Below are 12,366 nucleotides of genomic sequence, written 5' to 3'. Positions count from 1 at the left end.
GCGTTTTGCGTGTGAGCGAGGGGTTGTTCGACGAGGGGTTGTTCGGGGCCGAGACCGAGCAGAAGGCCGGGGAGAAGCTGGCCGAGAACGCGCCGTTGGCGGTGCGGATGCGGCCTCGGTCCCTGGACGAGGTCGTCGGGCAGCAGCACCTCCTGGTCGCCGGTGCTCCTCTGCGGCGGCTGGTCGAGGGGGCTGCTCCGGCGTCGGTGCTGCTCTACGGCCCGCCCGGGACCGGGAAGACGACCCTGGCGAACCTCGTGTCGAAGGCGACCGGACGCCGGTTCGCGGCGCTGTCGGCGCTGTCGTCGGGGGTGAAGGAGGTCCGGGCCGTCATCGAGGAGGCCCGCCGCCGCCTCGGGCGCTCCGGCGAGGCGACCGTGCTGTTCATCGACGAGGTGCACCGCTTCTCCAAGACCCAGCAGGACGCGCTGCTCGGCGCGGTGGAGGACCGGACCGTGCTGCTGGTGGCCGCGACGACCGAGAACCCCTACTTCTCGGTGGTGGCGCCGCTGCTGTCGCGGTCGCTGGTGCTGCAGCTGCGCAGCCTGGAGGACGAGGACATCCGCTCGTTGCTGCGGCGGGCGGTCAGCGAAGAACGAGGACTGGGCGGATCGGTCGGACTGGCCGAGGACGCCGAGCAACACCTGGTCGCGCTGGCCGAAGGCGACGCCCGCCGCGCGCTGACGGCGTTGGAGGCAGCGGCGGAATCAGCGGTGTCCAACGGGGCCGACGAGATCGACCTGGGCACCGTCGAATCCACGGTGGACCGAGCGGCCGTGCTCTACGACCGCGGCGGCGATCAGCACTACGACATCACCAGCGCGTTCATCAAGTCCATCCGGGGCTCCGACGTCGACGCCGCGCTGCACTACCTGGCGCGGATGGTCGAGGCGGGGGAGGACCCGCGGTTCATCGCGCGCCGCCTGGTCGTGCACGCCAGCGAGGACATCGGCATGGCCGATCCGACCGCGCTGCAGACCGCCGTCGCCGCGGCCCAGGCGGTGCAGTTCATCGGCATGCCCGAGGGGCGGCTGGCGCTGGCCCAGGCCACCATCCACCTGGCCACCGCGCCGAAGTCCAACGCGGTCATCGCCGCGATCAACGAGGCGATGGGCGACGTGCGGGCCGGCAAGGGCGGTCCGGTCCCGCCGCACCTGCGCGACGGGCACTACGCGGGGGCGCAGAAGCTCGGCAACGCCAAGGGCTACCGCTACCCGCACGACAAGCCCGAAGGTGTGCTCGCCCAGCAGTACCCGCCGGATTCGCTGATGGGGCGCGACTACTACAACCCGACACCGCGCGGCGCCGAACGCGCCCTGCACGACCGGGTCCCGAAGCTGCGCAACATCATCCGCGACGAGGACTAGCCAGGACACACCCACCTGCGGCCCCGGACCCGCCCGTCCACGCGCCCAGCCGTGCAGTGCCCGGTCAGGGAGTTTTCGAATTTCGCGCGAAATTTGAACGGGAACTTCGGCCCTCGAATTTCGCGCGAAATTCGAATCCGCTGGGTGGTGGGTGCGCGGGGCTCGGGTGCGGCTCGACGTCGTCGGGGGATACGTTGCGCTGGGAAGGCCGACGTGTGGAGGTTGATGTGAGCAAGGTCGTGGTCACCAGGACGGTTCCGGAGTCCGCCGTGGCGGTGCTGCGCGAGGTCGCTGAGGTGCGGGTCTGCGACCAGGACCGGCCGCTGACCCCCGACGAGCTCCGCGCCGCGGTCGAAGGTGCCGACGGCGTCGTGGCGATGCTGCACGACCGCATCGACGCGGAGTTCGTCGAGGCCGCGGGTTCGCAGCTGAAGGTCGTGGCGAACGTGGCCGTCGGCTACGACAACGTCGACGTCCCCGCCCTCACCGGACGCGGCGTCACCGTCACCAACACGCCCGGCGTGCTCACCGATGCCACCGCCGACCTCGCCTTCGGGCTGCTGCTGTCGGTCACCCGCCGCCTCGGCGAGGCCGAGCGGCTGCTGCGCTCGCGCACGCCCTGGAACTTCCACCTCGGCTTCATGCTCGGCACCGGACTGCAGGGCAAGACGCTGGGCATCGTCGGCCTCGGCGGCATCGGCCAGGCCGTGGCCCGCCGCGCCCGTGCCTTCGGCATGCACATCGCCTACACCGGCCGTCGCCGCGCGGCGCAGGAGATCGAGGCCGAGCTCGACGCCCGGTACCTGCCGCAGGACGAGCTGCTGCGCACCGCCGACGTCATCTCCCTGCACTGCCCGCTCACCGAGAGCACCCGCCACCTCATCGACGACGCCGCGCTGGAGGCGATGAAGTCCACCGCGATCGTCGTCAACACCAGCCGCGGCCCGATCGTGGACGAGAAGGCCCTGGCCGCGGCGCTCAAGGAAGGCCGCATCGGCGGGGCGGCGCTGGACGTCTTCGAGAACGAGCCCGAGGTCGACCCAGGCCTGCTGGAGCTGGACAACGTCGCGATCGCCCCGCACCTGGGCTCGGCGACCACCGAGACGCGCACCGCGATGGCCGAGCTCGCCGCGCGGAACGTCGCCGCCGTCCTGAGTGGTCAGCAACCGCTCACACCCGTCACCGCGTGATCAACCGGTCACCGCATCGATACCTCCAGCGCGCCCCCGTCGGGTCCGACGCGAAAAGCCGCGGACCTGCGGTTCGACCCGGCGGCCCGGGTGCTTGTAGCTGGCGGATACACCGGTAACCTGGCGCACGATCAACGAACCGGCGCAGGTCGCCGGGTTCGACAAGGACATGACGTGGACATACGGGAGGGCACGTGACGCCCACGCAGATCGCCGCGCTGATCGTCGCCGGAGCGTTCGTGCTGCTGGTCCTGCTGCTGGCGGTGCCGCTGATCAAGCTCGGCAAGACCTTGGACGAGGCGAGCACCGCCATCAAGAAGGCGCAGGAGAACAGCGACCCCATCTTCACCGGCGCGAACACGACGATCACGCACGTGAACACGCAGCTGGAGCGAGTCGACGGCATCACCTCCAACGCCAAGACCATCAGCGGTAACGTCTCGGCGTTGTCGTCGCTGTTCACGGCTACACTGGGTGGTCCGTTGGTGAAGACGGCGGCGTTCTCCTACGGCGTGAGCAAGGCGCTGAAGGCCCGCCGGAAGCGCAAGCAGGAACCGACCGGACGGCACTTCCGCCGCAAGAACAAAGGGGGGCGCAAGTGAGGCGCCTTTTCTGGTTCGGCGCGGGCATCGCAGCCGGAGTCGCGCTGAGCCGCAAGGTCAACGAGACCGCTCGGAAGGCGACCCCCACGGGGATGGCCGAGCAGGTCGGCGGCGCCATGCGCGAACTGGCCGGAGCGGTCGGCTCGTTCGGGGCCGACGTGCGCGCCGGGATGCAGGAGCGGGAAGACCAGCTGCAGGATGTGGTCGTGAACGCGGACCAGGTCCGGCGGATAGCCGCTGAGCACGACGCCGAGCGGCGAGCTCGTCGGGCGGGCCGCTGACGCAGGCGCCGCACCGCGCCGCCGGCCGCTCGCCGACACCGACAGCCGTGTCCGTGACCTGACCCAATTCCCAAGGACTCCCAGTGCAGACCCACGACATCAACCACCGGTTCACCGAGCACTTCAAGGGCCGCGGCCACACCGTGGTGCCCAGCGCGTCGCTGATCCTCGACGACCCGACGCTGCTGTTCGTCAACGCGGGCATGGTCCAGTTCAAGCCCTACTTCCTGGGCGAGGCCCCGGCCCCCTACCCGCGGGCGACGAGCATCCAGAAGTGCGTGCGCACCGGTGACATCGACGAGGTCGGCAAGACCACCCGGCACAACACGTTCTTCCAGATGGCCGGCAACTTCTCCTTCGGCGACTACTTCAAAGAAGGCGCCATGGAGAACGCGTGGGAGCTGCTGACCAAGTCGGTGGCCGACGGCGGCTACGGCATCGACCCGGCCCGCCTGTGGGTGACGGTCTTCGAGAAGGACGACGAGGCCGCCGGGCTGTGGCAGAAGGTCTGCGGGATCCCGGCCGAGCGGATCCAGACCCGCGACGCCAAGGACAACTACTGGGACATGGGCGTGCCCGGCCCCGGCGGTCCCTGCTCGGAGATCTACTACGACCGCGGGCCCGCCTACGGCAAGGAGGGCGGTCCCGTCGTCGACGAGGACCGCTACATCGAGATCTGGAACCTGGTGTTCATGCAGGACATCAGGGGTGAGCTGCCGCCCAAGGACGGTCACCCGCCGATCGGCGAGCTGCCCACCAAGAACATCGACACCGGCATGGGCGTCGAGCGCGTGGCCTGCCTGCTGCAGGGCGTGGAGAACGTCTACGAGACCGACCTGGTCCGCCCGGTGATCGCCAAGGCCGAGGAGCTCTCCGGCCGCCGCTACGGCGCGAGCCACGAGGACGACGTGCGGTTCCGCGTCATCGCCGACCACGCCCGCTCCGGCGTGATGCTCATCGGCGACGGCGTCACCCCCGGCAACGAGGCCCGCGGCTACGTGCTGCGCCGCCTGCTGCGCCGCATCGTGCGCTCGACCCGCCTGCTGGGCGTGCAGGAGCCGGTGCTGGGCGAGTTCGCCCAGATCGTGCGCGACGCGATGTCGCCGAGCTACCCCGAGCTGGTCACCGAGTTCGACCGCATCGACTCGGTGATGCGCAACGAGGAAGAGGCGTTCCTGTCGACGCTGACCGCCGGTTCGAAGATCTTCGACCTGGCCGTCACCGACCTGAAGAAGACCGGCGGCCAGACCCTCGCGGGCGACAAGGCCTTCCAGCTGCACGACACCTACGGCTTCCCGATCGACCTGACCCTGGAAATGGCCTCCGAGCAGGGCCTGACGGTCGACGAGCAGGGCTTCCGCGACCTGATGGCCGAGCAGCGCAACCGCGCCAAGGCCGACGCCAAGGCCCGCAAGACCGGTCACGGGGACCTGTCGACCTACCGCACGCTGCTCGACCAGCACGGCACCACCGAGTTCATCGGCTACACCGACCTGCAGTCGCACAGCCGCGTGCTGGGCCTGCTCGTCGACGGTCAGCCCGCGTCCCGCGCCTCGGCCGGGACCGAGGTGGAGCTGGTGCTCGACCGCACCCCGTTCTACGCCGAGGGCGGTGGCCAGATCGCCGACACCGGCAAGCTGGTCGGCCCGGGCGTCGCGGTCGAGGTGCTCGACGTGCAGCGCAGCGTGCCCGGCCTGTTCGTGCACCGCGCGAAGGTCCTGGAAGGCGAGCTCGGCGTGGACACCACGCTGGAGGCCGCCGTCGACGCCCACCGCCGCCAGTCCATCGAGCGCTCGCACTCCGCGACGCACCTGGTGCACGCGGCCGTGCGCAGCGCCTACGGCAAGCGCGCCGCGCAGGCCGGTTCGCTGAACTCGCCGGGCCGGATGCGCTTCGACTTCACCGTGCCCTCGTCGGTGTCGGCCGACGTGCTGGCCGGGGTCGAGGAGGAGGTCAACGACTACCTGCAGACCGACGTCGAGGTCAACGCCTACACGACCAGCATGGACCGGGCCATGGAGCTCGGTGCGATGGCGCTGTTCGGCGAGAAGTACGGCGACCAGGTCCGCGTGGTCGACATGGGCGACTACTCCCGCGAGCTGTGCGGTGGCACCCACGTGCCGCGCATCGGCCACCTCGGCCTGGTCAAGCTGGTGTCGGACTCCTCGGTCGGTTCCGGCGTGCACCGCGTCGAGGCGCTGGTGGGCATGGACGCGATGCGCCACATCAGCAAGGAGCACCTGCTGGTCACCCAGCTCGCCGAGCAGTTCAAGGTTCCGGCCGAGGAGCTGCCCGAGCGCATCCAGGGCGTGGTCAGCAAGCTGCGCAGCGCCGAGAAGGAGCTCGCGCAGCTGCGCATCTCCCAGGTGCTCAACTCCGCCGGAGAGCTCGCCGACAAGGGCACCGACGTGCACGGCGTGACGCTGGTGGCCGAGCAGGTCCCGGACGGCGTGGACGGCAACGCGCTGCGCGCGCTGGCCGGTGAGATCCGCGGCCGGCTGGGCTCGCGCCCCTCGGTGGTGGCGCTGTTCTCCGCCGAGGAGGGCAAGGTCAGCTTCGTGGTCGGCGTCAACGACGCGGCCCGCGACAAGGGCATCGCGGCGGGCAAGCTCGTTCCCAGCTTCGCCGCCGAGGTCGGCGGTCGCGGGGGCGGCAAGCCGGACATGGCCCAGGGCGGCGGCTCGAACCCCGCGGGCATCACCGCGGCCATCGGTGCGCTGCGCACCGGCGTCGACCGGGTGGTGGCAGGCGGGTGAACGAGCACCAGCAGGCGGATCCCGGCCCGGGACGTCGGCTCGGTGTCGACGTCGGGGCGGTCCGGGTCGGAATCGCGCTGAGCGATCCCGCTCCGATGCTGGCGACCCCGTTGGAGACGTTGCGACGGGACGAGGAAGGCGGCAGCGATCTCGCCAAGATCGCCGACCTCGTCTCCGAGCACGACGTGGTGGAGATCGTGATCGGCCTGCCGAAGACGTTGGCGGGCAGGCACGGTTCCGCCGCGGAGATCGCGCAGTCCTACGGGGCTGCGCTGGTGGAGAAGGTCGCGCCGGTTCCGGTGCGGTTTCACGACGAGCGGTTGACCACGGTGACGGCCAGCCGGAAGCTGTCGAAACGCGGCGTGCGGGGGAAGAAGCAGCGCGCCGTCGTTGACCAGGCGGCAGCGGTGGAGATCTTGCAGGCGTACCTGGACGGCCGGGGGCAGAGAACACGAGAGGAACTCCCGTGACCGATGATCTCGGACTGTTCGCGGACGAGCCCGGGGACCACCGGCGACGGCGCCCCGATCCGGAACGCTTCCGACGTCGCAAGAGGCGCCGATGGGTGACCGCCCTGGCCGGCCTGTTCGTGCTGGTGCTGGTCGGCGGCGGTGTGGGGTACGGAGCGCTGCAGATCATGCGGATCGGCGGCTACGAGGACTACGACGGCGAGGGCACCGGCAGCGTCGTCATCGAGGTCGCCTCCGGCGACACCGTGGGTGACATCGGCAAGACGCTGTCCGAGAAGGACGTGGTGGCCAGCACCAAGGCGTTCACCTCCGCGTCGGCGGAGAACAAGCGGATCAACTCGATCCAGCCCGGTTACTACCTGATGCGCAGCAAGATGTCGGGCAAGGCCGCGGTCAGCCACATCCTGTCGGCCGACGCGAAGGTGGGCCGGGTCGACATCCGCGGCGGCATGCGGCTGGAGGACCAGGCCGCGCCCAACGGCGGCAACACGCCGGGCATCCTCACCAGGCTCGCCGAGGCGACCTGCGCGAACAAGAACGAGAAGTGCACCACCTCCGAGGAGATGCACGCCGCGGCCGAGACCGCGGACCTGGCCGCGCTGGGCGTGCCGGAGTGGGCCGTGGCCGACGCGTCCAAGGCCGAGCCCCGGCGGCGGCTGGAAGGCCTGATCATGCCGGGCATCTACGACGTCAAGCCCGGTGAGTCCGCCGAGAACGTGCTGCGCGACGTGGTCACCAAGTCGGCGGCGCAGCTGGAAGCGGCCGGTCTGCCGAAGCTCGCTGAGGGCAGCGGTCATTCGCCGTACGAGCTGATGATCATCGCTTCGCTGACGCAGAGCGAGGGGCTGGAGAAGGACTTCCCGAAGATCGCGCGGGTGATCGAGAACCGGATCGGCCAGCCCGCGATGAAGCTGGGCCTGGACTCCACGATCAACTACCCGCTGGACAAGCCGACGCTGCTGACCAACAGCTCCGACCGGCAGCGCCCCGGCCCGTACAACACCTACATGAACTACGGGCTGCCGCCGACGCCGATCTCGGCGTTCAGCAAGGAGGCGCTGCGGGCGGCCGAGCGGCCGGCCGAGGGCGAGTGGCGCTACTTCGTGAAGTGCTACCCGGACGGGACCTCCTGCTTCGCGAAGAACCAGCAGGAGCACGACGCCTTCATCAAGGAAGCGCAGGAACGTGGCGCTTTCTGATCAGCAGGAGGCAGCGGTGCGCCGGGCTGCGGTGCTGGGCAAACCTGTCGAGCACTCGCTGTCCCCGGTCCTGCACGGTGCCGCCTACGGCGCGCTCGGTCTGCCCTGGACCTACGAGCGCGTCGAGGCGGACGCCGAGCGGCTGGTGCAGTTCGTCGGCGGTCTCGGCCCGGAGTGGGCCGGGCTGTCGGTGACGATGCCGGGCAAGCGCGCGGCGCTGCGGGTGGCCGATGAGGTCGCCGACCGCGCCGAGGCGGTGGGGGCGGCGAACACGCTGGTCCACCGGCCGGACGGGAGCTGGTTCGCCGACTGCACAGACGTGGACGGCGTCGTCGGGGCCCTGCGGGTGGCGGGTGGTTTCACCGGCGGTCACGCGGGTCTGATCCTCGGCGCGGGCGGCACGGCGGTGGCGACGCTGGCGGCGTTCGCCGATCTGGGCCTGTCCGAGGCGACGTTGGCGGTGCGCGAGCCCTCCCGGGCGGCCGAGGCGCTGGAGGCCGCCGAGCGGATCGGGCTGCGGGTCCGGGTCGAACGGCTCGACTCGATCAACCTCGCCGACGCTGCGACCAGCCACGACGTGGTCGTCTCCACGCTCCCGGCGGGCGCGGTGGACGCCCACGCGGCGGATCTCGCGAAGGCCGCGTGCGTGCTCGACGTCGTCTACCACCCCTGGCCGACGCCGCTGGCAGAGGCCGTCGGCGCTGTCGGAGGCCGGTTGGCGACCGGATTGGACATGCTGCTGCACCAGGCGTTCGGCCAGGTCGAGCACTTCACCGGGCAGGAGGCTCCGCGCACCACCATGCGGGACGCCCTCGCCGCAGCCACCGGCCACGCCCTGCCCCTGTAGGGGCTGTCGAGGGGTTGCTTTGCTCGGCGGTGCGGGTGGCGGAACCTGAGCGGTTCCGTGGACTCCGCGCGCCGCTCCTCGTGAACCGGTCTTAGACGAAAAACGGCGGCGCTCCCGGGGAGGGAAGCGCCGCCGTCGTGTCGGTCCGGGATCAGTCCATGTCGGTCGCCACGAGCTTGGCGACCTCGTCGAGGGCCGCCTCGGCGCCCTCGCCCTCGGCCGCCAGGATCACCTCGTCGCCGTGGGAGGCGCCCAGGGTCATCAGACCGAGGATGCTGCCCGCCTCGACGGGTTCGTTGCCCTCCTTGCGGATGGTGATCACCACGGGTTGGGCCGCGGCCGTCTTGGCCAGCAGGGCCGCGGGCCGCGCGTGAATCCCGACCTTGCTCGCTACGGTGACCCGTCGTTCAGACATGTCTCTCCTTCGTCGGGGGCGGGGGCACCGACCCGCGCCGCCTCACTTCTTCTCGGTGGCCGGCGCAGCGCCCCCACCGGCATTATCCGCATCGGCCGAGGCGCTGTCGTCCTCCTCGCGACCCGGGGTGCGCAGGTTCCACTTGGTGATGACGAACCGGAACACCACGTAGTAGACGACCGCGTAGCCCAGCCCGATCGGGATCAGCCAGATCGAGCCCTGGGAGATGCCGAAGTTGAGCAGGTAGTCGATCGCACCGGCGGAGAACCCGAAGCCGGAGTGGATGTCCAGCGCGTTGACCAGCGCCAGCGAGGTTCCGGTCAGCACCGCGTGGATCAGCAGCAGCGGCCACGCGACGAAGATGAACGAGAACTCCAGCGGCTCGGTGACACCGGTCAGGAACGAGGTCAGCGCGACCGAGATCATCACGCCGCCGACGACCTTGCGCTGCTCCGGCTTGGCCGACTGCCAGATCGCCAGCGCCGCGGCGGGCAGCGCGAACATGAAGATCGGGAAGAAGCCGGTCATGAACGTCCCGGCAGTGGGGTCGCCCGCGAAGAAGCGCGCGATGTCGCCCTTCTCGCCGTGGTAGTCGCCGAAGAGGAACCAGACCACGTTGTTCGGGATGTGGTGCAGCCCGAACGGCAGCAGCAGCCGGTTGATCAGGCCGTAGAGCCCGCCACCGATGACCGCCTGCTGGGTGACCGCGTCCGAGAAGGCGGTGAGCAGGGCGTCGAACAGCGGGAACAGCAGGCCCATGACCACGCCGATGATCAGCATCGCCACCGCGGTCACGATCGGCACGAACCGCCGGCCGCCGAAGAAGCCCAGGTAGTCCGGCAGCTTGATGCGGTGGTAGCGCTGCCACAGCCAGGCCGCCACCAGACCGGCGACGATGCCGCCGAGCACGCCGTAGGGGCTCTTGTTGAGCGAGGTCCCCTCCTCGGTCCCGGCGATCTGGGTCAGCACGCCGTGCAGCACCAGGTAGCCGACCGCGCCGGACAGGGCCGTCGAGCCGTCGGCCTTCTTCGCGAAGCCGATCGCGACACCGATGGCGAACAGCAGCGGCAGGTTGTCGAACAGCGCGCCACCGGCAGCGCCGATGACACCGGCGACCGTCTGCAACCAGGTCAGGGAGGCTCCGAGGCCTTCCGCGCCGAGCAGGTCGTCCTGGCCGAGCCGCTGCAGCAGCGCGGCGGCGGGCAGCACCGCGATCGGCAGCATGAGGCTGCGGCCGATGCGCTGCAGTTGCGCGAGTCCTCTGTTGCTCCCCTTCGCCTTGGCGGCGGTGGAACTCATCGGATACCTCCTGCTTGGTTCACCGGGGTTGGGAGATCATTGCAAACGATGTCGGTGGTGCGCTGGTTCGTCTTGTCCGGTTCTCGCCTCACGGCTCGCCCGGTTCGCGGTCGAGCTGCATGGTCACCTGATATCGATCACCGCGGTACCAGGAGGTCATGTCCTCCACCGGTCGTCCGCGCGCGGTGGAGATCCGCCGGAACACCAGCAGCGAGCGCCCGGGACGGATGCCCAGCAGGCGCGCGGTTTCGGCGTCGGCGTCGTCGGCCAGCACCGTCTGCGTGCCCGACTCCAGCTGGAGCCGGTACCGCTGGGACAGCAGCGTGTACAGCGAGGCGGTGAGGTCCTGGTCGAGCAGGTCGGGGACCGAGTCCGGGTGGTACCAACCGCGTTCGACGGCCATCGGCATCCCGTCGGCCTTGCGCAGCCGGAACAGCCAGAACGCGGTCTGCTGCGGTGCCAGGCCGAGCGCCTGCGCGGTGGCCGGGGGCGGGACGGCTTCGGCGGCGTCGAGCAGCACGGTCTCCGGGTGCATGCCGCGGCGGCGCATGTCCTCGGTGAACGACGCCAGGTGCACCTGCCAGTCGATGCGCGGGCGCGTGGTGAACGTGCCCTTGCCGCGCACCCGGACCAGCAGGCCTTCGGTGACCAGCTGGCCGATCGCCTCGCGCACCGTCAGCCGGGAGACCCCGTAGCGCAGCGCCAGTTCGCGCTCCGACGGCACCGCGGCGCCGTGCGGGAGCTCGTCGCCGGCCAGCTCGCGCAGGATCTCCCGCAGTTGCACGTGTTTCGGCATCGGCCCGTCGGGCAGCCCGCGAGCGGACGCGTGCTGGAGAGAACTCGGTTCTTCTCCCATGCCGCCTCCTGTCGTGCCACCCTGGCGTGAGTTCGCTGTCGTGAACTCGCCGCCGGTTCGGATGAGAACCGCGATCGGTCGTTGGTACTGTCCGGTCTAAACCAGTTGGTTGCGAAGAATGCGCCGTCATGCGATCAGGTGTCAACAAGGCTCTGCTTTCGTTGCCGCATCGACATCACCTGGCGCAAGATCGTCGCGTCGCGGTCCGCTGGCCGCGGTGGCGAGAGCACGAAGGGAGCACGTGGTGGCTCAGGACAAGGCCGAGGCGATCCTCTCCGCGCTGGGCGGCGGGGACAACATCGTCGAGATCGAGCCGTGCATCACGCGGCTGCGCTGCGAGGTCGAGGACGGCTCGAAGATCGACGAGGCGGGCCTCAAGGCCGCGGGCGCGCACGGCGTGATGGTGCAGGGCACGGTCGTCCAGGTCGTGGTCGGACCGGAGGCGGACACGCTGGCCGGCGACATCGAGGACCTGATGTGAGCACCGAGGTCGGCAGTCCGGTAGCGGGTCTGACCACGTCGCTCAGCGACGTCCCGGACCCGGTGTTCTCGCAGGCCATGGTGGGTCCCGGTGTCGCGGTGAAACCCTCCGGAGGCGAGGGCGACGCGGTCGCCCCGGTCGCGGGCCAGGTCGTGACGCTGCACCCGCACGCGTTCGTGATCGCGGCGTCCTCGGGCGGCGCGGTGCTGGTGCACCTGGGCATCGACACGGTCAAGCTCAAGGGCGAGGGCTTCACGCTGCACGTCGGCAAGGGCGATGCGGTCGAGGCCGGGCAGAAGATCATCACCTGGAACCCGACGGAGATCGAGGCGCAGGGCTACTCCTCGATCTGCCCGGTGGTGGCCCTGGACGCCCCGGCGGAGTCCCTGGCGGACCTCCGCGAGGACACCCAGGTCCTGCCGGGAGACGTGCTGTTCACCCTCGAGGGGTGAGGTAGCGGGCGGTTTTGGTCCGAACCGACCGGGCAGAACGGATTTCGATCACGGGCGGTTCGGACCGAAACCGACCACTGCCCCGAGGCGAGTGCCGACACGCGACTCTTCGGGCCGTTCGTCCGCCGCGCGGTGCGGGAGTCCCGGCACC

At 70.4% G+C, this 12,366-nt stretch carries 13 protein-coding genes; 10 read left to right on the top strand and 3 right to left on the bottom strand.

Annotated features, from left to right (window positions below; translation table 11 throughout):
• Positions 1-11 precede the first annotated feature (11 nt).
• The 8 genes from E1181_RS22340 to E1181_RS22305 all read left to right on the top strand — a co-directional run bounded on the left by E1181_RS22340 (position 12) and on the right by E1181_RS22305 (position 8,712).
• Complete coding sequence (locus tag E1181_RS22340) at positions 12-1,367, top strand: replication-associated recombination protein A (RefSeq protein WP_132677612.1); 1,356 nt, start codon at positions 12-14, stop codon at positions 1,365-1,367.
• Between the two features lie 227 nt (positions 1,368-1,594).
• Positions 1,595-2,557 carry a 2-hydroxyacid dehydrogenase gene (locus E1181_RS22335; RefSeq protein ID WP_235876951.1) on the top strand — a complete coding sequence of 321 codons (963 nt, stop codon included), beginning with the start codon at positions 1,595-1,597 and terminating at the stop codon, positions 2,555-2,557.
• 194 nt (positions 2,558-2,751) lie between these two features.
• On the top strand, positions 2,752-3,159 hold the full coding sequence (locus E1181_RS22330; RefSeq protein ID WP_132627088.1) for a DUF948 domain-containing protein: 408 nt from the start codon (positions 2,752-2,754) through the stop codon (positions 3,157-3,159).
• Entirely contained in the window at positions 3,156-3,440 is a 285-nt protein-coding gene (locus E1181_RS22325) for a hypothetical protein (protein WP_132677603.1), read from the top strand. Before E1181_RS22330 ends, E1181_RS22325 begins: the two co-directional genes overlap by 4 nt.
• Before the next feature lie 83 nt (positions 3,441-3,523).
• A complete protein-coding gene (gene alaS, locus E1181_RS22320) occupies positions 3,524-6,196 on the top strand; it encodes an alanine--tRNA ligase (RefSeq protein ID WP_132677602.1) in 2,673 nt (890 codons plus the stop codon).
• Positions 6,193-6,666, top strand: a complete 474-nt coding sequence (gene ruvX, locus E1181_RS22315; RefSeq protein WP_132677601.1) for a Holliday junction resolvase RuvX — start codon at positions 6,193-6,195, stop codon at positions 6,664-6,666. Before alaS ends, ruvX begins: the two co-directional genes overlap by 4 nt.
• Positions 6,663-7,865 (top strand): endolytic transglycosylase MltG, encoded by a 1,203-nt coding sequence (gene mltG / locus E1181_RS22310; RefSeq protein WP_165944716.1) that lies wholly within the window; start codon positions 6,663-6,665, stop codon positions 7,863-7,865. Before ruvX ends, mltG begins: the two co-directional genes overlap by 4 nt.
• Before the next feature lie 31 nt (positions 7,866-7,896).
• Positions 7,897-8,712, top strand: coding sequence for a shikimate dehydrogenase (locus tag E1181_RS22305; protein WP_235876953.1), 816 nt, complete (start codon positions 7,897-7,899; stop codon positions 8,710-8,712).
• Positions 8,713-8,863: 151 nt separating this feature from the next.
• Here the strand turns inward: E1181_RS22305 and E1181_RS22300 are convergent, their stop codons facing one another.
• From E1181_RS22300 to E1181_RS22290, 3 genes are all read right to left on the bottom strand, one after another.
• Positions 8,864-9,127, bottom strand: a complete 264-nt coding sequence (locus E1181_RS22300) for an HPr family phosphocarrier protein (protein WP_132677600.1) — start codon at positions 9,125-9,127, stop codon at positions 8,864-8,866.
• 42 nt (positions 9,128-9,169) lie between these two features.
• A complete protein-coding gene (locus E1181_RS22295; protein ID WP_132677599.1) occupies positions 9,170-10,426 on the bottom strand; it encodes a PTS transporter subunit EIIC in 1,257 nt (418 codons plus the stop codon).
• Positions 10,427-10,514: 88 nt separating this feature from the next.
• Positions 10,515-11,282 carry a GntR family transcriptional regulator gene (locus E1181_RS22290; RefSeq protein ID WP_132677598.1) on the bottom strand — a complete coding sequence of 256 codons (768 nt, stop codon included), beginning with the start codon at positions 11,280-11,282 and terminating at the stop codon, positions 10,515-10,517.
• 244 nt (positions 11,283-11,526) lie between these two features.
• Here E1181_RS22290 and E1181_RS22285 point away from each other — a divergent pair, with 244 nt between their 5' ends.
• Both E1181_RS22285 and E1181_RS22280 read left to right on the top strand, forming a co-directional pair.
• Positions 11,527-11,763: a glucose PTS transporter subunit EIIB gene (locus tag E1181_RS22285; RefSeq protein ID WP_132677597.1), complete on the top strand. Its 237-nt coding sequence runs from the start codon at positions 11,527-11,529 to the stop codon at positions 11,761-11,763.
• On the top strand, positions 11,760-12,215 hold the full coding sequence (locus E1181_RS22280) for a PTS sugar transporter subunit IIA (RefSeq protein WP_132677596.1): 456 nt from the start codon (positions 11,760-11,762) through the stop codon (positions 12,213-12,215). Before E1181_RS22285 ends, E1181_RS22280 begins: the two co-directional genes overlap by 4 nt.
• The last annotated feature ends 151 nt before the right edge of the window (positions 12,216-12,366 follow it).

The sequence above is a fragment of the Saccharopolyspora terrae genome (assembly GCF_004348435.1).
Classification (GTDB): domain Bacteria; phylum Actinomycetota; class Actinomycetes; order Mycobacteriales; family Pseudonocardiaceae; genus Saccharopolyspora; species Saccharopolyspora endophytica.
This window is presented reverse-complemented; position numbering and strand designations above follow the sequence as displayed.

Bases quoted from the DNA above. Each gene is read 5' to 3' on its own strand.
- E1181_RS22300 (WP_132677600.1), bottom strand. From the start codon at position 9,127: ATGTCTGAACGACGGGTCACCGTAGCGAGCAAGGTCGGGATTCACGCG.
- E1181_RS22295 (WP_132677599.1), bottom strand. From the start codon at position 10,426: ATGAGTTCCACCGCCGCCAAGGCGAAGGGGAGCAACAGAGGACTCGCG.
- E1181_RS22290 (WP_132677598.1), bottom strand. From the start codon at position 11,282: ATGGGAGAAGAACCGAGTTCTCTCCAGCACGCGTCCGCTCGCGGGCTG.